Raw genomic sequence first — 20,002 nt, forward strand, 5'->3', positions numbered from 1 at the left:
CGCAGCGGTCAGCCAAGGAGTACCCTGCCGGTATCACTGTCCGCGAGGTGCAACATGAGGTTTAGTAGTCCGTCCGCTGAGTCTGGAGCCGATCGGCCACTCAGGCGTCGCAGGGGGCGGATTCGGGACTGGGCGATACGGCGTCCTGCCCTCGCTGCTTTGTCGATCGTCGCGGTCATCGCGCTTGTTGGCGCTGCCGTCTTTTTCGGCGCCTCCTGGTCCCGGTCATTGGTGGCGGCCGGGGCGGCTGGCGACGCCGGGGCCGGGGCGGGCGCCTCGGCCGTGGGTACCGGGATCTCGAAGATCCAGCATGTCATCGTCATCATGCAAGAGAACCGCTCGTTCGACAGCTACTTCGGCACGTTCCCCGGAGCGGACGGGATTCCGATGCAGAACGGTTCCCCCGCGGTATGCGTCCCGGATCCGGCCCACGGCTCGTGCGTGAAACCGTACTACGACCCCTCTGACCGGAACTCCGGTGGCCCGCACAGCCAGGGCAATGCCACTGCGGACATCGACGGCGGGAAAATGGACGGCTTCATTGCGCAAGCCGAGAAAGCCTCTACCAACTGTGCCCCGAACGCCCCAGGCTGCGCGGGCGGTACCCAAAGCGACGTGATGGGGTATCACGACGCGCGCGACATCCCCAACTACTGGGCGTATGCCAAAGACTTCACGTTGCAGGACCACATGTTCGAACCCAACGCCTCCTGGAGCCTGCCCGAGCACCTGTACATGGTCTCGGAATGGTCGGCCAGATGCAGCCGGGCGGGCGACCCGCAATCCTGCGTGAACGCGCTCCAGAATCCGGGCAGTCCACCGGACTTTACCTCCGCGATCCAGTCCACACTCATCGGCAAATGCCGGACCGGCCTGCAAAACAAGGCCTGCCAGGACGCACTCACGGCGGCCGGGATCACCCCGGACATCGCCGCGCAATTGCACACCCTCATCACGCAAAACTGCGCCGGCTCGGATTCCTATACGAGTTGCCAAGCTGCGATCGACAAAGCAACCCTCCCCGAAGCGCTCAAACAAAAGCTGCTGGCCGCCGCCAAACTGCTTGCTCCCCCTGACTACGCCTGGACCGATCTGACATACCTGCTCCACAAACAGAACGTGCCCTGGGCCTACTACGTCTTCAACGGCACCGAGCCCGACTGCCAAGACGACGCAGCCATGTCCTGCGCTCCCGTAGCCCAGAACGCGAAGACACCGGGCATCTGGAATCCGCTGCCCTACTTCGACACCGTGAAGCAGGACGGCCAGTTAGGCAACATCCAGTCCCTCACCAACTTCTACACTGCCGCCCAAAAGGGCACATTGCCTGCCGTGAGCTGGATCGACCCCACCGGAGCCGTCAGCGAACACCCGCCAGCGCTTGTCAGCACCGGACAGGCCTACGTCACCGGCCTGATCAATGCCGTCATGTCGGGCCCGGACTGGAGCAGCACCGCCATCTTCCTCTCGTGGGATGACTGGGGCGGTTTTTATGACCACGTCACCCCGCCCACCGTCGACCAAAACGGCTACGGCCTCCGGGTCCCGGGCATCGTCATCAGCCCCTACGCCAAACAGGGCAACATCGACCACCAGATCCTCAGCCACGACGCCTACGCGAAGTTCATCGAAGACGACTTCCTCCACGGCCAACGCCTCGACCCGGCCACCGACGGACGGCCGGATCCCCGGCCCGGCGTCCGTGAGGCAAACCCCCAGCTCGGCAATTTGGTGAACGACTTCGACTTCAACCAGCAGCCCATCAAACCCGTCATCTTGCCGGGCGGCACAACGTACTAGGTGTTAGCGGCCCCCGGGGCGGCCCTTGTTGCAGCCCCGGTAGAATAGACCGGTGATGCAATCCCCTCTTCCAGTGCGCGACGGCGTCAACGCCACCCGTCTGCGCCTCCCGGACGAGGGGCCTTGGGACACCGCGATGGACTACATGATGCACCGCTGGGGCCACATCGACCCCCAAGGCATCGAGGATAGGTTCGACGCCGGCGAAATCGTCGGCGAGGGCGGCGCGCCCCTTGACCGCCGCACCCCCCTCGAAGAACACACCTTCATTTGGTACTACCGCACCCTCCCGCCGGAGACCCGGATGCCCGTAGAGATCAACATCCTGCACCAGGATGAGCACCTCCTAGTGGTCGACAAACCCCATTTCCTGCCCACCACCCCGGGCGGGACCTACATCCAGGAATCGGCGCTCGTCCGGCTCCGGAACCAGCTGGACCTGCCGGACCTCATCCCGATGCACCGGCTCGACCGCATGACCGCCGGAGTGTTGCTCCTCTCCACCAACCCGGAGACCCGCGGCAAGTACCAGGTGCTCTTCGAAAAACGGCAGGTGCAAAAGGAGTACGAGTGCGTCTCCGCCGCGGCACCCGCCGCAGGCTTTCCCGCCGTCGGGTTCCCCGCCGTCGTGCGCAACCGCATGACCAAATCGCGCAGCTACCTTCTCGCGGAAGTCATCGACGGCGAACCCAACGCGGAAACCCGCATTGAGCTGCTGAGAACGTTCGACGGCGGCACTCACGACGGCGGCACCGCTCGCCGAGCGCTGTACCGGCTCGAGCCCCACACCGGCAAGACCCACCAGCTCCGCGTGCACATGGCGTCGCTCGGGCTGGGAATCGTGAACGACGCGTTCTACCCCGAACTCCTGGACAAAGCCCCGGACGACTACTCCAAGCCCCTGCAGCTGCTCGCCCGCGGGATCCGCTTCGTGGACCCCATCAGCAAGCAAGCCGTGGAATACCGGAGCCACCTCGAGTTAAGCGAAGCCCACCCCGCCTGACCCTCGCTCACCTATGGGGCCTTTTTCTAGAACCCTCGCTCACCTAAATCTACGTCAGGCCAAACACCCACATAGGTGAGCGCGAGCGTCGGGTGACGAACGCGGGTGACCAAAGCCCGGCGGCGAAACAATGGCGTTTCCGCGTTGCCAACCGGACTGGGCGTATAGGCTCAGTTTTGCCGGCCCGACAACCGCGGGCGGTGTTCGGTCTCGCGAAAAGGAACCACATGGCCCACGCTGAAAACGAAGTCTCGATCAACCGCCCGGCAAACGACGTCTACGCCTTCCTGGCGGACGGGCTGAACAATAAGCTGTGGCGTCCGGCCGTCAAGACTGTCGCCCTCGCAAGTGGAGAAGCAGGCAACAAAGGTGCCGTGTACTCCCAGTCGATGGCTGGCCCCGGTGGCCGCACGATCGCTGGCGACTACGAGATCACCGCAGCCCAGCCGGGCAAGCGACTCGATTTCCAGGTTATTGCCGGCCCCGCCCGCCCAACAGGGTCCTTCACTCTGGACGAGAACAACGGCAGCACGATCGTACGCTTTGCCTTGGATCTCCAGCCCAAGGGCTTCATGAAGCTCATGAGCTCGATGATCACCAAGACCATGGAGTCGGAAGTCGGACAGCTCGGGCAGTTGAAGTCCGTGCTAGAGGCGCAACCCGCCTGACGCCACTCGCGGAAGCCCGAGGCTTCCCTCACCCTTCCGAAGCCGTGAACACGCTCCGGAATACGTCCGTCGTCGCGGCGCTGAACAGCACGAATTCGACGAGTTCCAGCCCTCTGGAGCTTTCGGCGTCGAACCGGCTGACGGCGTCGAGCGCTACTGTGGCGACCTCGCGCGCGTCCCAACCGTAGACCCCCGCGCTGATTGCGGGAAACGCGACGGAACTCGCCCCGAGGGACGCTGCCACTTTCAGGCTTTCGCGGAAACAAGACGCCAGCAGTTCCGGATCGTTCTGGCCCGCGTGCCGGTTGGGACCCACAGTGTGGATCACCCATCGGGCAGGCAATTTGAACCCGGGGGTGGCCACGGCTTGGCCCACCGGCAGTCCGTGCGGGTATCGCTCACGCACCTGCATGCACGCGGCCAGGAGCTCCCTGCCCGCGGCCCGGTGGATCGCGCCATCCACTCCACCGCCGCCCATCAAAGACGAATTGGCAGCGTTGACGATCGCATCGACGTCGCGCGTGGTGATGTCACCTTGCAGGATTTCGAGCCGCATTGCGCCAGTCTTGCACGACACCCCGGCGGATGCACCAAAGTGGGGTAATTTGTGCCCATGGACATCACCACGGCCGAAGGCTGGGGAGCCGCGATCTATGTGTGGATCATCCCCATGGTGGTGGGCGATGCGATCTTCCCGCCCATCCCGTCCGAGATGCTGGTAATCACGGGTGGCGCGCTGGCCGCGGAGGGCCGGGTCAATCTGTGGCTGGTGGGTTTGATGGCCGCCGTCGCCTCTTGGCTGGGGGACATGATCGTTTTCCAATTATTCAAGCGCCGACTGGGACATGTCCTGGACCGCCGGGCCTGGGGCCGCAAAGTCCATCAAGGCATCCACCGGGCCATCGCCAGGGCCGGGCGCTCCTCCACCTACGGCGCGATCATCGGTGCCCGGTTCATCCCCGGTGGGCGGCTTGCTGCGTCGGCCGCTTCCGGGATTGCAGAGGTTTCCTCCCGCGGATTCAGTCTTTGCGCTGGCTTGGGCGGTCTGTTGTGGGCCACGTGGCAAGCCGGGCTGGGTTACTTTGCGGGCTCGACGACGAAGCTTCCGTTCTGGGCGAGCTCACTGATCGGCGTCGGCGTGGGGCTGCTGATCGGCGTCGTGGTGGGCGTGATCGTCACGCGTCGCCGGGGCGGCCGCTCGCCGGTGGACGAGCGAGGCGAGCCGCCGCACCTTTAGGCGCGTCCCGACGTCGGGCTCAAACCGGCGACCATTTCCCCCGCTTGCGGCGCAGAACGTAAAGGTTCCCTGTGAGCGCTACGCGTTCGACGGCGTCGCGCATCATGGCTGCCGACGCGCGGGCCTCGCTGTTCTCGCCCGGATAGTCGCGCGGCTCCACCAGGAAGCGGAGGCTGATCTGGGCGACGCCGCCAACAATGTCCAGCTGATTGGATTCGACATGGTGACGCGTTTCCAAGGCCTCGAGCGCAGCGGCCATCACCGACTCCGGCGGATTGCCTGGCTTGAGCCCGGTGATCTTCAATTTGGTCTGGAACGACGGCATCCCTCAACCCTAATGCTCACCTGATGTGAGCGAGCGTTCCGAAAAACGCCCACATAAGTGAACGAGCGTCTCAAGGACCCAACCCTCGCTCACAAACAAGCCCTTCCGGCCGCACCCTCGCTCACATGATGTGAGCGGGCGTTTCTAAAAACACCAACATAAGTGAGCGAGCGTCGGAAGGAAGGGGGGTGAGGTTATCCCGTGTTGCGGAGGCCGGCGGCCACGCCGTTGACGGTGATGAGCATGGCCCGCTGGAGGCGTTCGTCGATCTCGGCGCCGGAAATGGAAGCTTCGCGGACGCGGCGCAACAACTCCACCTGCAGGTAACTGATGGGGTCGAGGTATTGGTCGCGGATTTCGAGGGAACGCTTGAGCGTCGGCTGCGCTTCCAGGAGCTCGGTTTCCCCACTCAGGAGTTCCACTTCGGCAACCGTGAGATCGTACTCAGTGCGGATTGCTTTGAACAGGTGGTGCAGCTCTTCCGGAACCAGCGAAGACACGTAGTGCCCGGCGATGTCCATGTCTGTCTTGGCCAGGGTCATCTCCACGTTGGAAATCACCGACTGGAAGAAGTGCCAGCGCTTCATCATCTTCGCAAGCTCAGCGGTGTTGCCTGCCTCGCGGGCAGCCTTCAAACCTGAGCCCACGCCGAACCAGCCTGGAACGATCTGCCGCGACTGGGTCCATCCGAACACCCACGGGATGGCACGAAGACCGCCCAGTCCGGCGCCGGAATCGGGGCGCTTGGAGGGTCGTGAGCCGATGTTCAGGGATCCGAGCTGCTCCACCGGAGTCGAGGCCAGGAAGTACGCGGGCAGGTCAGGATCGTCGATCAGGGTGCGGTATTGGGCGAACGCCGCGTCGGAAATGATCTCCATGACCTGGCCGTAACGTTCGCGCTCGTCGTCGGAAGTGCGCGGGGCGCGGTGCAGCGCGGAACCCTGCATCACGGCGGCCAGCGAGAGCTCCAGGTTTTCGCGGGCGAGCTCCGGCAGGGAGTACTTGTCCGAGATGACTTCGCCTTGTTCCGTGAACTTAATGGCGCCTTCGAGCACGCCGTTCGGCTGGGCCATGATGGCGTCGTAGGTCGGTCCGCCGCCACGGCCCACAGAACCGCCGCGGCCATGGAACAACCGGACGTTCACGCCGTGCTTGGCGGCGACGTCGCGCAACTTCCGCTGAGTCTTGTGGATCTCCCACTGGCTGGTCATGACGCCGGACTCCTTGTTCGAATCCGAGTATCCCAGCATGATCTCCTGGACATCCCCACGCAGCCGAACCAGCGAGCGATAGGACGGATCGGAGAGCAGTAGGTCCACGATTTCGGCCGAGGCACGCAGCTCCTCCACGGTCTCCAGGAGCGGGGCGAAGCCGATCTTGGCATACGGAGCCGCGCCGAACAGGTCGATCAGTCCGGCTTCGCGGGCCAGCACCGCGGCGGCCAGGACGTCGTCCGCGCCGCGCGTCATGGAGATGATGTAAGTTTCGACGACGTCGGGCCCGTACGTCTGGAGGGCGTGCCGGATGCTGCGGAAGACGTCGTAGGTGCGGTCGCCGTCGCCGTCGAGCTTGATGGGGTGGCCGGACAGCGGACGGCGCGAAGCCAGCTCCGCGCTCAGCCGCTCGAAGCGCTCGGCGCGGCTCAACTCGCCGTAGGGAGTTCCGACGCCGATCCGATCCATCAGCTGCCCGACGGCATCGTGGTGGTAGTCGGCATGCTCGCGGATGTCGAGGGTCGCCAAGTGCAGCCCGAAGGAGGCGATCGCACGGCGGACGCGGGCCAGCGCGCCGTCGGCCACGAGCACGGCAGAGTGCTTGCGCAGCGAAGTTTCCAACAGCTCGAGCTCTGCCAGGAGTTCCGAGGTGCCAGCGTAGTCACGGCCGGGTTCGTGGTGGCTGGATGCAGACACGCGGCGGCCCGTGTTGATGAGCTTGGCTTTGATGCAGGTCAGTTTGAGGCGGTAGGGCTCCTGCGCGTTCAGCTCCAGGATGCGCTTGTCGAGGCCAGGCAGGTTCTTGAGGTCGACGGCGATCGAGTCCAGGAGGTCCTCTTCCGCGTCCACCAGGGCCGTCGAGTTGGAGAGGATGGAGATCAGTTCGTCGATCATCGAGATACCGATCCGCACGGCGTGCTGGTTCTGCAGTTGCAGGATCTCGCGCGTGACGGAAGCGGTGACGTTCGGGTTGCCGTCGCGGTCTCCGCCGATCCAGGAACCGAAGCGGATGGGGGCGTTGTGCGCCGGCAGCACCACGCCGTGCTCGCCCAGCAGCTCGGAAAGGTCCGTGAGCATTTCCGGCATGGCATCGGTCAGGATGCTGCTCAGGTAGTAGATGGCGTTGCGGGCCTCATCTACCGGTGTAGGGCGGACTTGGCGCAGTTCGTCGGTCTGCCACATTTGGTCGATGATCTCGGCGAGCTGGCGGTCCTGTCGACGACGGGCGGCCGTGCCCTCAACAGTGGATTCTGCCAGCACGTCCGAGAGCTTTCGGATCTTGTCCAGCACCGAACGGCGGGAGGCTTCGGTGGGGTGCGCGGTGAAAATAGGACGAACGTCCAGCTCATTGACGACGTCCTGCAGGGCCTGGGTTCCGGCTTCATCGGCGATCTCGGCCACGGCTTTGGCCAACCAGCCGTCCTTTTCCTGGCGGGTGCGCAGTCCGCGGACGCGGTGCACTTGCTCGGCGGCGTTGGCGAGGTGGAAATAGAAGGCGAAGGCGCGGACCAGCTCGGTAGCTTCCTCAAGGGGCAATGATGCGAGCAACTCCCGGACCTGGGCGACGACGTCGTGCGCGCTCCACGGACCTGTGGCGTCGGCGCCGCCGCGGGCGGCTTCCTTGGATTCCTTGGTGAGCAGGCGCACCTGCTCGACGAGCTGGAGCAGCTCCGGGCCATGCTGGCGGACCAACGACTCCCCGAGAAGCGTGGAGACGCGGCGGACATCGGCCCGCAGTTCCGCGGCAAGGTCGGTGCTGAGATGTGCAGTGTCAACCATGAAAAATACCTTCTGGCGTTGGGTGTGGCCCGTACACTGCGCTGGATACTGTGAGCCGGATTACTGATATTTCCAAGGGAATCCTACCCGCAGCTCTTGAGGGGGTGGCAATCCGTCTCAAATGTTGTCATGCTCACTCTGCACGTCCGCCCTGCCTGCCCCAACTGACTCGCATTAGATGTCGTTTTCAGCGCTCAAAACGGCATCTAATGCGAGTCAGTTGGGTTCCGGGAATGGTCGGGACCGGTGCATGGTTAAGCCAACGAACACCGCCCAAGCCGCTGGAGGAACCATGACCGCAACAGGCCCCGCAAGCAACGCCCAGCTGGAACGCTGGCAGCGTTTCCGCAACGGCCGCAACGCCGCCCTCGCAGCGGACCACGGCTGGCTGACCCTCACCTCCTTCCAGTGGCTCGAATCCGCACCCGCCGCCGTCGAGCTCGTCCCGGGGCTCTGGTCAACGGACGGCACGACGGCGACACTCACCGCGAGCGCGGCGGACGGACTCACGCTCGCGGAGACGGGAGCTCCCGTGGACGGCACGATTTCGGCTACCCTCCAGGACGAGGAATCGCTCATGTGGGTGCAGTTCGGCGGCGCAGACGGCACGGAGGTGGTGGTCGAACTGGCCATGCGCGCGGACAAGTACGCCATCCGCACCAGGGACAACTCCTCGCCGGTGTTGACGGAGTTCGACGCCGTTCCCACCTATGAATACAACCCGGACTGGGTGCTTGGAGGCCGGTTCGAGGAATACCCCGAACCGGTGGATGTTCCGATCGGGACAGCCAACCCCTTGGTGGACGGGGTGCACCGATCCGTAGGCGAGGTGGTTTTCCGGGCGCCGGGCCTTCCCCACGAGATCCGCCTGCACGCCGAGGCCGAGAAGCTCGGAGCCCTCACCGTCACCTTCCATGACGAAACGAACGGCAACACCACGGACGAGTGGCGCAAGCTGGCCGTCTCGCGCCCCCGGCACGATGGCTCAGTCGTGCTGGACTTCAACCGCGCCATCAACTACCCCAGCGCCTTCACCCCGTACGGCACCTGCCCCATGCCCGTGGCGGGAAATTCGATCGACGTGGCGGTCGAGGCCGGGGAGAAACTGCCGGCAGGCCGGATCGTCTAAACGCAGGGCGTTACATCTCCCATAAGGAACGGTACACTCTTCTTGGAAAGCGCTTACCAAGCGCTCCTGGAACGACACCGACGTCAGCACCCCGCCCCCGGGGATAGATGAGGAGAGCCATGGGCACCCTGTCCACGCCCGTCCCGGCAGAACGCAAACAGCCCAGCCATGAGGCGAGCAGAGTGGCCCTCGTGGGGGTCCACGGCTTCGGCGCGCACCACCTGCAGAACCTCGAAAGGCTCCAGGCCAACGGCGTCGTGCGCCTTGTTGCCGTAGCCGACCCGAATCCGCCTGCCCCCGGGCGCTTCCGCCCGGAACTGCTGTCTTCAGCAACTTGGACGATCTTCTGGCGGGAACCCCCGCGCTGGACCTGGTCATTGTGGCCACACCCATCCAGACGCACGCACAGCTCGCCCTCACAACGCTTCCCCAAGCCGATCTGTACCTCGAGAAGCCTCCGGTCGCTTCGCTCGCCGACTTCAATCGTTTGCAGGAAGCCGCCACTGCGGCCGGCAGGAGCGTCCAGGTCGGCTTCCAGAGCCTCGGATCCCGCGGCCTCCAGGCCATTGAGGAACTGCTTGCGGCGGGAGAGATCGGCTCTCTTCTGGGCATCTCGGCCACCGGGCGTTGGGTGCGTGACCGCGCCTATTACAAGCGCTCCCGCTGGGCGGGCAAACGCAGCCTGGACGGCATCGACGTTGTTGACGGGGTGGCGACCAACCCGCTGGCACACGCCATCGCCACCGCGCTGAGGATCGCCGGGGCACGGACCGTGGACGATCTTGCCTCCGTGGAAACAGACCTGTACCGCGCCAATGACATCGAATCCGACGACACCTCCGTGATCCGGATCCGCACAGCCACGGGCCTGCCCATCACGTGCGCGCTCACGCTCTGCGCCGCCGAATCGTTGGAACCGTACATCACCCTGCAGGGCAGCGACGGCAAGGCGGTGTTCCACTACACCGAAGACCGCCTCACAATCAGCTCTGCCGCCGGGACGCGCGAAACGGTCTACAGCCGGGTGGACCTCACCGAGGACCTGCTGGAGCATCGTCGCCTGGAGCGCTCGACGCCGGGTCCCGCAACCGGCGCGCCGCTCATCAGCCCGCTCGCGGACAGCGGCGCCTTCATGCAGGTCCTGGAGGCCATCCGCACCGCAGAATCTCCCGCATTGATCCCGGAGAAGTACGTCACCTGGGAGGGCGAGGGTGATGCAGCCCGCGCGGTGATCGACGGAATCGAAGACGCCCTGGAACGCGCGACGGCGGCGCACGCCACCTTCAGCGAACTTGGCTTGCCGTGGGCGCGGCCAGCCGTCGACGCCGGAAGGCCGCTCTTGAGCCTGCCCGACGGCGGTGAGCCCTGCGCCCCTGCGATAAAGACCGGCCAGGCCGCTGTCGTCTTGGCAACCCTGCAGAGCGGTGCCGGCCTGGCCGCCCGGCTCTCCCCGCGGCCCTATCTGCACCCGGTCCGCACACTCGCCGGAGTCAAGGTCACCGACCATCTGCCCGCCGACCACCCCTGGCATCTTGGCGCGGGATTCGCCTTGCAGGATGTGAACGGCAGCAATTTCTGGGGCGGCAAGACGTACACCCGCGCTGCCGGCCGTTACGAAGAACGGCAAGACCACGGCCGCATCATCGAACGCTCCACAATGTCCGTGGCAGGCCTGCTGGAGCAGAAATTGAGCTGGCAGGCACCGGACGGCGCCGAACTTCTCCGCGAACGCCGCACCACCCGGTCCAGGCTGCTTGACCACCGCACGTGGCAACTGGAGCTACGAACAGAACTGACCGCCGTCGTCGACTCCTCGCTCGGCAGCCCCGGCTCCAACGGCGCCCGCGGAAGCGGCTACGGCGGCTTCTTCTGGCGCTTGCCTGCGTACGCCGGGGCAGAAGTCTTCACAGCGGAGAGGGCCGGTGAACCCCAAGTCCACGGCTTGGCGTCGCCGTGGCTGGCCTGGGCCGCGGACTTTCCAGAAGGCCCCGCCACTCTGGTGTTCGCCGGCCCGGCTGAGGCACAGGATCCATGGTTCGTCCGGATGGCGGATTACCCGGCAGTGGGTTCGGCCGTGGCCTGGGACCGGCCAGTGGAGCTCGGCGCAGGTGAATCCTTGCTCCGCTCCTTCACCGTGTGGATCGTCGACGCCAAGTTGTCTCCGGCCGAGGTCGCCGAGCTGACGGCAGGTAGGGCTTCCGCTGCAGGATAGGCACGCAGAAAGGCGGGGGCTCAGTTCAGTTCAAACTGAGCCCCCGCCGTTTGCGTAGGGTGTCTAGGCCGAAGTTACGAAGGCCTTCTGCCCGGATTTGTTGTGTTTCCGGGCGGAAGGCCTCTTTTCTGCCGGAATGTGTAGACAGAATATTGGGCGAGTCATACCCGATACTTGAGGAAAATCACGCTATTGTCTTGGTATGACTCAGCGAGACATGCCTGTTCACGTAGTCAGAGTTCGGAAGTCCCACACGGACAAGCACGGCCAGGTCCGTGACTACCGGTCGGCCTACCTGCGCCGGACCTTCCGCCAGGAAGGCAAGGTCCGCAATGAGACCGTGGCCAACCTCTCTGCCCTGCCCGAGCACGTGGTCGATCTGATCGAGGCCGGGCTCAAGGGCGAACAGCTCGTTCCGGCCGGCAGCGCTGCCACGGTGACACGGTCCCTGCCGCACGGGCACGTCGCCGCGGTGGCCGCGCAGGCCGGGGCGCTGGGGTTCCCGGGACTGCTGGGCCCGGCCTCGAAGCAGCGGGACCTGGCCCTGGCCCTGATCATCGCCAGGGTGTGCCGTCCTGGTTCGAAGCTGGCCACGACCCGGTGGTGGGCGGACACGACATTGGCCCAGGACCTCGGGGTGGACGGTGCCGGCACGGACGAGGTCTACGCGGCGATGGACTGGCTGGCGGCCCGGCAGCAGGGCATCGAAAAGACCCTGGCCACCAGGCACCTGTCCCCGGAGGCGAACCCGAAGAAGCTGGCGTTGTTCGACCTGTCCTCCTCCTGGGTCACCGGGCACCACTGCGAGCTGGCCGCCCGGGGCTATTCCCGCGACGGGAAGAAGGGCCTGCCGCAGATCGAATACGGGCTGCTCACCGAGCCGGACGGCCGGCCCGTCGCGGTCCGGGTCGTGGCCGGGAACACCGCGGACCCGGCCGCGTTCGAAGCTATCGCCCAGGAAATGAAGACGACCTTCGGGCTTCAGGAAATGGTCATGGTCGGGGACCGCGGAATGATCACCTCGGCCCGTATCGCCGCGCTGAAGGAACTCGGCGGCCTCGGCTGGGTCACGGCGCTGCGGGCCCCGTCTATCAAGGCCCTGGCCGCCGATGACGGGCCCCTGCAGATGTCCCTGTTCGATGAAACGAACCTGGCCGAGATCACCCACCCGGACTATCCCGGCGAACGGCTCATCGCCTGCCGCAACCCGGCCCTGGCCGCCGAACGAACCCGCAAACGCCGCGAGCTGCTCGAGGCCACCGACGCCGAGCTGGCGAAAATCGCCGCCGCTGCCGAGGCCGGCCGGATCCGCGGAGCCGGGAAAATCGGGGTCAGGGCGGGCAAGGTCATCGGCAAGTACAACATGGAAAAGCACTACACCCTCACCATCGAGGACAACGCCTTCGGCTATGCCCGCAACGAGGAGCAGATCAGAGCCGAGGCCGCCCTGGACGGGATCTACATCATCCGCACGTCCGTCGGCGCTGCCGCAATGGACGCGGCAAGGGTCGTGGCGACCTACAAGTCGCTGGCCGGCGTCGAACGCGACTTCCGCTCGATCAAGTCCATCGACCTGTCCCTGCGCCCGATCCACCACTGGACCGAAACCAGGGTCCGCGCCCACGTGTTCATCTGCATGCTCGCCGCCTACCTCGTCTGGCACCTGCGCCGGGCCTGGGCGCCCCTGACCTTCACCGACGAAGACCGCCCGGCACCGGCTGACCCCGTCGCCCCGGCCAACCGCTCGGAAGCGGCGGACAAGAAAGCATCCACCCGCACATCCAGCGACGGACACCCTGCCTACAGCTTCCGCGCTCTGCTCGAGCACCTCGGAACACTGACCCGAAACGACATCCGCTACGGCACCGCCCAGGACCTCCCGGTCATTCCAACCCTCGCGATCCCGACCCCCATCCAACGCCAAGCCTTCGACCTCATCGGAGAGCCCATCCCCATCCACATCAAGTAGACAGAACCCCAGCCCCCGAAAACAGCGAAATCCCCGCCGAGGCGGGGATTTCGCACGTCATCACGGACGTAACTTCGGTCTAGGCGTACGGCAGCACGAGCTCCGCGTAGCGCTGTTTCATGGCTGCCAGGACCGCGTCGCCGTCGGCGTCCCAGATGTCCTGGTTGAAGATTTCCACTTCGATGTCGCCAGCGTAGCCGGCGTCGCGCACCCAGCTGCCGATCGTCGCGAAGTCGATCACGCCGTCTCCCATCATGCCGCGCGAGAGCAGCGCGTCGGCAGCGATGGGGAGGTTGAAGTCGCACACTTGGTAGGACGCGATCCGGTTCTCCCGGCCGGCCCGCTGGATCTGCTGCTTCAGTTCGGGGTCCCACCAGACGTGGAAGGTGTCGACGGCGACGCCGACCGCCCTTGCGTCGTAGGGTGCGGCGAGGTCGAGTGCCTGGCCCAGGGTCGAGATGAGGGCTCGGTCCGCCGCGTACATCGGGTGCAGGGGTTCAAGCACCAGCCGGACCCCGTGCTCGACGGCGAAGGGCACCAGGTCCTCTAGGCGATCGACCACGCGACGGCGGGCTGCGACGACGTCCTTCTCGCCCGGCGCGAGCCCGCCGACCACCAGGAACAGCTCCCGCGTATCCAGCGCCACGGCTTCCAGGATGGCCGCCCGGTTGTCGGCCAGGGCGGCCGCCTGCCCTTCGGCGTCGGCCGCTGTGAGGAAACCGCCCCGGCAGAGGGACGAGACGCGAAGTCCGGCGTCCTTGATCAGCTTGGCGGCCTTGTCCAAGCCGGTGTCGGCGACGATGTCCCGCCACGGTCCGATCGCCGGAATTCCGGCCCGGACGCAGCCGTCCACGGCTTCGGCGAGCGTCCATTTCTTGGTGGTGGCGCTGTTCAGTGACAATCTTGAAAAGTCCGACAGTCGCGAAAAGTCGCTCATGCGCCCACTCCGTTGATGCGAAGGTAATCGGACATCCGGAAGGCGGCCAGCGCTGGATCGCGCAGGAGCCCGGCCTGGTCGGCGAGTTCGAAGGTGCGCGCCAGGTGGACCACCGAGCGGCCGGAATGCAGTCCGCCGACCATCTGGAATCCGGGCTGCTTGCCGTTGAGCCAGGACATGAAGGCGATCCCGGTCTTGTAGTAGAACGTGGGGGCGCTGAAGATGTGTTTGCCCAGTTCGCGGGTGGAGTCCAGGATGGCGCGTGCGTCCGCAGCGTCGCCGGCGTCGTACTTCTGCAACGCCACCGAAGCGGCAGGGTAGATCGCGGCGAAGATGCCCAGCAGCGCGTCCGAGTGGTGGGCGCCGTCGCCGTCGATCAGTTCCGGGTAGTTGAAATCGTCGCCGGTGTAGAGGCGGACGCCCGCCGGAAGGGCTGAGCGCAGGGCAACTTCATGCGAAGCGTCCAGCAGCGAGACCTTCACGCCGTCCACCCTGTCCGCGTGATCGCGGATCAGGCCAAGGAAGGTTTCAGTTGCTTCGGCGACGTCGTTAGAGCCCCAATAGCCGGCCAATGCGGGGTCGAACATGGTCCCGAGCCAGTGCAGGATGACCGGCTGGTCCACTTCAGTGAGGAGCGTGGAGTAGACGTGCAGATAGTCCCCGGGGCTTGCAGCCACTTTGGCCAGCGCCCGGGACGTCATGATGATGACCTTCGGCCCGGCTTCGCTCACGACGGCGATCTGCTCGCGGTACGCGTCCAGCACGGCCTTGATACCGGAGGGACCCTCGGGAACAGAGGCGAGGTCCAGCTGGTCCGTTCCGGCGCCGCAGGACACGAGATCCCGGACGGTCTTGCCAGCGGTGGCGGCGTTGCCTGACGCCACCACGGAGGCCGCTTCGACGCCGGTTCGCTTGATGAGCTGCTGCGTCGCGGCCCAGTCCAGGCCCATGCCGCGCTGGGCGGTGTCCATGGCATCAGCAACGCCCAGGCCGTAGGACCACAGCTCGTGCCGGTACGCCATCGTGGCGTCCCAGTCCAAGTGCGCCGGGGCGCCCGGGGTATTGTCGGCTGTCGCTTCCGGAATCACGTGCGCGGCGGCATAGGCGCGCCGGGACGTCAGCGGCGCCGTCGGCCTGGCCCACGACGTGGCCGGCTGCAACCTGTAGAGGCGGGTCCCGCCGTCGTTGTTTGGGAGGAGAAGGGAAGTCATCAGAGCTCGATCTCCGGGATGTCGATGGTGCGGCGCTCGTCGTTGGACCGCAGGCCGAGCTCGGCGAGCTGCACGCCGCGGGCAGCAGAAAGCAGGCCGAAGCGGTGCTCGCGGCCGGCAACGACGTCGCGCAGGAATTCTTCCCACTGCAGCTTGAAGCCGTTGTCCAGATCGGCGTTGGCGGGGACTTCCTGCCACTGGCTGCGGAAGGACTCCGTGACGGGCAAGTCCGGATTCCAGACGGGCTTGGGGGTGTGGGCGCGCTGCTGCGCGACGCACTTGTTCAAGCCCGCCACGGCGGAGCCGTGCGTGCCGTCGATCTGGAACTCCACGAGTTCGTCGCGGTAGATGCGGACGGCCCAGGAAGAGTTGATCTGGCCGACGACGTCGTCTCCGCCAGGGGTCTCAAGCTCGAAGATGCCGTAGGACGCGTCGTCGGCCGTGGCCTTGTATTCCTTGCCCTGTTCGTCCCAGCGGGTCGGGATGTGGGTGGCGGTCTTGGCGTTGACGCTCTTGACCTTGCCGATGATGCCTTCCAGGACGTAGTTCCAGTGGCAGAACATGTCCGTTGTCATTCCGCCGCCGTCTTCCTTGCGGTAGTTCCAGGACGGGCGCTGCGCTGCCTGGATGTCGCCTTCGAAGACCCAGTAGCCGAACTCGCCGCGGATGGAGAGGATGCGGCCGAAGAAACCCTCATCCACGAGGCGGCGCAGCTTGACCAGGCCCGGCAGGTAAAGCTTGTCGTGCACCACGCCGGCCGTGACGCCGGATTCCTTGCCGATCCGGGCCAGTTCGATGGCTTCTTCCAGCGTCTCGGCCGTCGGCTTCTCGGTGAAAATGTGTTTCCCGGCGCGCATTGCCTTTTTCAGGGTCGCCGCGCGGAGGCTGGTCATCGACGCATCGAAAACGACGTCGACCGTGGGGTCGTTGATGACTGCGTCGAGGTCGGTGGACCACTCGGAGACTTTGTTGAGTTCGGCGAGTTCGCGGATTTTCGCTTCGTTGCGGCCCACCAGGATCGGTTCAACCTGGACGCGGGTGCCGTCCGCCAAGGTAAAGCCCCCGGCGTCCCGGATGGGGAGGATGGAACGCAGCAGGTGCTGGCGGTAGCCCATCCGGCCGGTGATGCCGTTCATGGCGATGCGGATCGTCTTTGTTTCGTAGCCCATGAGTCCTCTTCAATGGAAAGTGAATGAAGTGGGAAAGCGCATTCCCACTGCATTCATGATGACACGCGGCTCCGGGTCTGGCAATCGCTTTCCCGAGGCTGGTCAGGACTGCAATAATCGGATGTTGCTGAAAGTGCCCGAGACCGAGGCTTTTGAAGAGGAGTTGTCCGTGACTGCAAGCACGCTGTCCGAAGTGGCCAAACTGGCCGGCGTCTCCCCCGCCACGGCCTCCCGGGTACTCAATGGTTCTGCCAGGACACCCGCACCGGAGATCGCCGAGCGCGTCCGGCAGGCGGCCGACACCCTCGGCTACATCGCGAATGCCCAGGCCCAGGGCCTCGCAAAAGCGCGCTCCGGGCTGATCGGGCTGATTGTGCACGACATCGCCGATCCCTACTTCTCGGCCATAGCCCGCGGCGTCCAGGCTGCCGCACGGGAACAACACAAGATGGTTCTCCTGGCCACGACCGAGGGCACACCCACTGACGAACGGGCCGCCGTCGCCGCCTTCGCCGCGCGCAGGGCGGACTCCATCGTGATAGCGGGATCGCGATCGACCCAGCCTGGCGACAAGGGCGGTAACGCCGAATTGGCCGCTGAACTCGACCGGTACTGCCGCAATGGCGGCAAGGTCGGCGTCGTGGGCCACGGCATCATCGGAGCCTCCCAAACGGACGGCTACCACGTCGTTTCCGTTCCTAACGAAGAACTGGCTGCGGAGCTCGCCGCCAAACTCGCCGCCGGCAACCACGGCGACTTCGTCATCATCAGCGGCCCGGAAGGACGGTTGACATCAGATGACCGCATCCGGGGATTCCAGCGAGGTCTGACTGACGCCGGACGGCAGCAGGCCGAGGTGATCCGCAGCGGATTCGACCGCGAGGGCGGCTACGAAGCCGGACTCCAGCTCGCAACCCGGATCAAAGCCGGACAAACAGCGGGGGCTGGGCGATCGGCTGGCGCCCCCGGGGCCCGGCTCTGCATTTTTGCCGCGAACGACGTGATGGCCATCGGCGCAGTGGCCGCGCTTCGCTCCCAGGGCTTGAGGATCCCCCGCGATGCACTGATTGCGGGATTCGATGACATTGAAACCTTGCGCGACTTCCGCCCGGCCCTCACCACCGTGAGCCTGCCGCTTGAAGAGATCGGCAGGCTCGCCACCCTCGGAAGCTCCAACGAGCGTGAGGCGGGCGAAGAGCTCAGCACCCATTCCGCCGTCACGGGCGCGGTTGTGCTGCGACGCAGCACCGAAACGTCGCCCTCGGCGTAAGGACAATTCCCGAGGGTCGGGTGTGACCGGCGCAACAATTTCCCCTTGACAGCGGGGCCGCGCGGGTGTCTCATGGAAAGCGCTTACCAGTTGGGAAAGCGCATACCAAGCGGAAATTTAGACCGATTCTTGCGATGGCGCCGCCCTCCTGCTGGAAACCAGACCCAAAGACGGGAAGGCCCTTCCAGTGGCCCAAAACGACTTGTCCAAAGGAGGACAATATGAAGATCGACGCGAGCAGGCAGCGAAGTTCAACCGGACCGCGACCGTCCAGCACCACGAGGAAAGCGGCAGCCAGCGGCTGGATCGGCAGCGCCCTTGAGTACTACGACTGGTTCATCTACGCGCAGGCCGCTGCGCTCGTCTTCCCGGGCGTCTTCTTTCCCGCGGGAAACCCGACTGTTGCGCTGATCGCTTCGCTCGGCACATACGCCGTGGGCTATGTGGCTCGCCCGATTGGTGCCTTCGTCCTCGGACAATGGGGCGACAAGCACGGCCGGAAGAACGTCCTGGTCCTCGCCATGTTAATGATGGGCGCGTCGACCTTCGCCGTCGCTTTGTTGCCGACTTATAGCCAGGTCGGGCTTCTGGCACCCGTCCTCCTGGTTGCCGTCCGTCTCATCCAGGGCTTCGCGGTGGCCGGCGAGCTGAGCGGCGCCAGCGCCATGATCGTGGAGCACGCGCCGTTCGGCCGCCGGGGCTTCTACGCAAGCTTCGCGCTCCAAGGCACCCAGGCCGGACAGATCATTGCCGCGGCTGTCTTCCTCCCGCTCTCCGCCGTACTCTCCAATGAAGCGTTCAAATCCTGGGGCTGGCGCATTCCGTTCCTCCTCAGCGCCCTCGTGGTGTTCGCCGGGTACATGATCCGCCGCCGGGTCGAAGAAACCCCCATCTTTACTGAGGAAAAGGCGCACCAGGACATCCCGAAGATGCCGATCGTCCGCGTTCTGCGGGAAAGCGGCCTGGACGTGGTCCGGGCAATCTGCATGACCTTGGTCAACGTCGTCGGCGTCACCGTCGCGGTCTTCGGTGCGGCGTACGCCACCCAGCCGGGTTACGGCGTCGGGATGAGTACTACTGTCTACCTCTGGATCCCGGTCCTGGCCAACGTCGTCGCACTCGCCCTTATCCCCTTGTTCGGAGATCTGTCGGATCGGTTCGGCCGCCGGCCGTTGATGATCTTCGGCTCGTTGAGTTCCGGCGTCCTGGCCTACGCCTACCTGTACGCGGTGAGCCAGAACAACGTACTGCTCACGATCGTCCTCTCGATCATCATGTGGGGCACGCTGTACCAGGTCTGGAATGCAACCTTCGCCAGCTTCTTCCAGGAGCTCTTCCCCGCCCGCACCCGCGTCACGGGATTCGCCATCTCGCAGAACATCGGCCTCGTCATCACCGCGTTTCTTCCGAGCATCTTCGCGGCAATCGCCCCGCCGGGATCGGCGGATGTCCCGATCATCATCGGGTCCATCTGTTTCGGAATCTGTGTCATCGGCGCCGTGGCTGCCTGGTCGGCCCGTGAAACCTACCGTATCCCGCTCAACCAACTGGGGACGGCGAACGCGACGCCCGTTGCCCGCGAGGAGTACCGCCAGCTTCGGAGCGGCGCCCGGTAACCCAAGCGATTACGAGGGCGAATCGCGGCCTTTGAATGAAACGATTCACAGAAGAGGAGAATCCATATGCGCGTCTGCTTCCGTTCCTCGGTCAAACCCAGCCAGATTCCCGAATATCGACGCCGACACGCGGCCGTGTGGCCGGAGATGCTCCGTGAACTCAAGGCGGCCGGCTGGAACAACTACTCGTTGTTCCTCGCCGACGACGGGCTGCTGGTGGGATACGTGGAATGCGACGATTTCGGCGCGGCACGTGCCCGCATGGCCTTGACTGATGTGAATGCCCGTTGGCAAGCGGAAATGGCGCTCCTGTTCGAAGACGACGAATGGACGCCGGACCAAGGATTCGTCCAACTCACGGAAATCTTCAATCTCGAGGACCAATTGTCCGGAGGTTGAGGCCTCGGACTCAAACCTGGGCTTGTTTCCCATCGCCGCGCTTCAAGCTCCGGCCTGGGAAACA

The 20,002-nt window shown here is 65.3% G+C and carries 15 protein-coding genes and 1 pseudogene; 10 read left to right on the top strand and 6 right to left on the bottom strand.

All coding sequences use genetic code 11. From position 1 onward, the window contains the following. The first annotated feature begins 54 nt into the window (after nucleotides 1–54). The 3 genes from ABD742_RS19905 to ABD742_RS19915 all read left to right on the top strand — a co-directional run bounded on the left by ABD742_RS19905 (nucleotide 55) and on the right by ABD742_RS19915 (nucleotide 3,471). Complete coding sequence (locus ABD742_RS19905) at nucleotides 55–1,800, top strand: alkaline phosphatase family protein (protein WP_344788825.1); 1,746 nt, start codon at nucleotides 55–57, stop codon at nucleotides 1,798–1,800. Nucleotides 1,801–1,855: 55 nt separating this feature from the next. Continuing rightward, a complete protein-coding gene (locus ABD742_RS19910) occupies nucleotides 1,856–2,803 on the top strand; it encodes an RluA family pseudouridine synthase (RefSeq protein WP_234752545.1) in 948 nt (315 codons plus the stop codon). A gap of 227 nt (nucleotides 2,804–3,030) precedes the next feature. After that, nucleotides 3,031–3,471, top strand: a complete 441-nt coding sequence (locus ABD742_RS19915; protein ID WP_234752317.1) for an SRPBCC family protein — start codon at nucleotides 3,031–3,033, stop codon at nucleotides 3,469–3,471. A 28-nt stretch (nucleotides 3,472–3,499) separates the two neighbouring features. Here the strand turns inward: ABD742_RS19915 and ABD742_RS19920 are convergent, their stop codons facing one another. Then, nucleotides 3,500–4,027, bottom strand: a complete 528-nt coding sequence (locus ABD742_RS19920; protein WP_234752315.1) for an O-acetyl-ADP-ribose deacetylase — start codon at nucleotides 4,025–4,027, stop codon at nucleotides 3,500–3,502. A gap of 57 nt (nucleotides 4,028–4,084) precedes the next feature. On the opposite strand from ABD742_RS19920, the gene ABD742_RS19925 reads away from it, so the two are divergent. Next, entirely contained in the window at nucleotides 4,085–4,708 is a 624-nt protein-coding gene (locus tag ABD742_RS19925; RefSeq protein ID WP_234752313.1) for a DedA family protein, read from the top strand. Nucleotides 4,709–4,727: 19 nt separating this feature from the next. Here the strand turns inward: ABD742_RS19925 and ABD742_RS19930 are convergent, their stop codons facing one another. Beyond that, nucleotides 4,728–5,033: a hypothetical protein gene (locus tag ABD742_RS19930; RefSeq protein WP_059388561.1), complete on the bottom strand. Its 306-nt coding sequence runs from the start codon at nucleotides 5,031–5,033 to the stop codon at nucleotides 4,728–4,730. Nucleotides 5,034–5,227: 194 nt separating this feature from the next. Continuing rightward, nucleotides 5,228–8,026, bottom strand: coding sequence for a phosphoenolpyruvate carboxylase (gene ppc, locus ABD742_RS19935; protein ID WP_234752311.1), 2,799 nt, complete (start codon nucleotides 8,024–8,026; stop codon nucleotides 5,228–5,230). 292 nt (nucleotides 8,027–8,318) lie between these two features. On the opposite strand from ppc, the gene ABD742_RS19940 reads away from it, so the two are divergent. From ABD742_RS19940 to ABD742_RS19950, 3 genes and pseudogenes are all read left to right on the top strand, one after another. Further along, on the top strand, nucleotides 8,319–9,155 hold the full coding sequence (locus ABD742_RS19940; RefSeq protein WP_234752309.1) for a DUF1684 domain-containing protein: 837 nt from the start codon (nucleotides 8,319–8,321) through the stop codon (nucleotides 9,153–9,155). 119 nt (nucleotides 9,156–9,274) lie between these two features. Then, a pseudogene (locus tag ABD742_RS19945) lies at nucleotides 9,275–11,367 on the top strand (DUF6807 family protein). Nucleotides 11,368–11,584: 217 nt separating this feature from the next. Continuing rightward, complete coding sequence (locus ABD742_RS19950; RefSeq protein WP_344788433.1) at nucleotides 11,585–13,336, top strand: IS1634 family transposase; 1,752 nt, start codon at nucleotides 11,585–11,587, stop codon at nucleotides 13,334–13,336. 79 nt (nucleotides 13,337–13,415) lie between these two features. Here the strand turns inward: ABD742_RS19950 and ABD742_RS19955 are convergent, their stop codons facing one another. The 3 genes from ABD742_RS19955 to ABD742_RS19965 are packed head-to-tail and all read right to left on the bottom strand — an operon-like array spanning nucleotide 13,416 to nucleotide 16,653. After that, nucleotides 13,416–14,255, bottom strand: a complete 840-nt coding sequence (locus tag ABD742_RS19955; RefSeq protein WP_234754944.1) for a sugar phosphate isomerase/epimerase family protein — start codon at nucleotides 14,253–14,255, stop codon at nucleotides 13,416–13,418. A 14-nt stretch (nucleotides 14,256–14,269) separates the two neighbouring features. Further along, nucleotides 14,270–15,484 carry a dihydrodipicolinate synthase family protein gene (locus tag ABD742_RS19960; protein WP_234754927.1) on the bottom strand — a complete coding sequence of 405 codons (1,215 nt, stop codon included), beginning with the start codon at nucleotides 15,482–15,484 and terminating at the stop codon, nucleotides 14,270–14,272. Continuing rightward, nucleotides 15,484–16,653, bottom strand: a complete 1,170-nt coding sequence (locus ABD742_RS19965; RefSeq protein ID WP_234754928.1) for a Gfo/Idh/MocA family protein — start codon at nucleotides 16,651–16,653, stop codon at nucleotides 15,484–15,486. The genes ABD742_RS19960 and ABD742_RS19965 overlap by 1 nt, the downstream gene beginning before the upstream one ends. Before the next feature lie 169 nt (nucleotides 16,654–16,822). Here ABD742_RS19965 and ABD742_RS19970 point away from each other — a divergent pair, with 169 nt between their 5' ends. The 3 genes from ABD742_RS19970 to ABD742_RS19980 all read left to right on the top strand — a co-directional run bounded on the left by ABD742_RS19970 (nucleotide 16,823) and on the right by ABD742_RS19980 (nucleotide 19,938). Further along, a complete protein-coding gene (locus ABD742_RS19970; protein ID WP_234754929.1) occupies nucleotides 16,823–17,923 on the top strand; it encodes a LacI family DNA-binding transcriptional regulator in 1,101 nt (366 codons plus the stop codon). 221 nt (nucleotides 17,924–18,144) lie between these two features. After that, nucleotides 18,145–19,539, top strand: a complete 1,395-nt coding sequence (locus ABD742_RS19975) for an MFS transporter (RefSeq protein ID WP_234754930.1) — start codon at nucleotides 18,145–18,147, stop codon at nucleotides 19,537–19,539. Between the two features lie 66 nt (nucleotides 19,540–19,605). Continuing rightward, nucleotides 19,606–19,938: an L-rhamnose mutarotase gene (locus ABD742_RS19980; protein WP_234754931.1), complete on the top strand. Its 333-nt coding sequence runs from the start codon at nucleotides 19,606–19,608 to the stop codon at nucleotides 19,936–19,938. Nucleotides 19,939–20,002: the final 64 nt, after the last annotated feature.

It is taken from the genome of Arthrobacter ramosus, from assembly GCF_039535095.1.
Lineage (GTDB): Bacteria > Actinomycetota > Actinomycetes > Actinomycetales > Micrococcaceae > Arthrobacter > Arthrobacter ramosus.

Excerpts from the sequence above, each read along its gene's own strand:
- ABD742_RS19965 (WP_234754928.1), bottom strand. The coding sequence starts at position 16,653 with ATGGGCTACGAAACAAAGACGATCCGCATCGCCATGAACGGCATCACC.
- ABD742_RS19960 (WP_234754927.1), bottom strand. The coding sequence starts at position 15,484 with ATGACTTCCCTTCTCCTCCCAAACAACGACGGCGGGACCCGCCTCTAC.
- ABD742_RS19975 (WP_234754930.1), top strand. The coding sequence starts at position 18,145 with ATGAAGATCGACGCGAGCAGGCAGCGAAGTTCAACCGGACCGCGACCG.
- ABD742_RS19940 (WP_234752309.1), top strand. The coding sequence starts at position 8,319 with ATGACCGCAACAGGCCCCGCAAGCAACGCCCAGCTGGAACGCTGGCAG.
- ppc (WP_234752311.1), bottom strand. The coding sequence starts at position 8,026 with ATGGTTGACACTGCACATCTCAGCACCGACCTTGCCGCGGAACTGCGG.
- ABD742_RS19930 (WP_059388561.1), bottom strand. The coding sequence starts at position 5,033 with ATGCCGTCGTTCCAGACCAAATTGAAGATCACCGGGCTCAAGCCAGGC.
- ABD742_RS19925 (WP_234752313.1), top strand. The coding sequence starts at position 4,085 with ATGGACATCACCACGGCCGAAGGCTGGGGAGCCGCGATCTATGTGTGG.
- ABD742_RS19905 (WP_344788825.1), top strand. The coding sequence starts at position 55 with ATGAGGTTTAGTAGTCCGTCCGCTGAGTCTGGAGCCGATCGGCCACTC.
- ABD742_RS19910 (WP_234752545.1), top strand. The coding sequence starts at position 1,856 with ATGCAATCCCCTCTTCCAGTGCGCGACGGCGTCAACGCCACCCGTCTG.
- ABD742_RS19980 (WP_234754931.1), top strand. The coding sequence starts at position 19,606 with ATGCGCGTCTGCTTCCGTTCCTCGGTCAAACCCAGCCAGATTCCCGAA.
- ABD742_RS19920 (WP_234752315.1), bottom strand. The coding sequence starts at position 4,027 with ATGCGGCTCGAAATCCTGCAAGGTGACATCACCACGCGCGACGTCGAT.
- ABD742_RS19950 (WP_344788433.1), top strand. The coding sequence starts at position 11,585 with ATGCCTGTTCACGTAGTCAGAGTTCGGAAGTCCCACACGGACAAGCAC.
- ABD742_RS19915 (WP_234752317.1), top strand. The coding sequence starts at position 3,031 with ATGGCCCACGCTGAAAACGAAGTCTCGATCAACCGCCCGGCAAACGAC.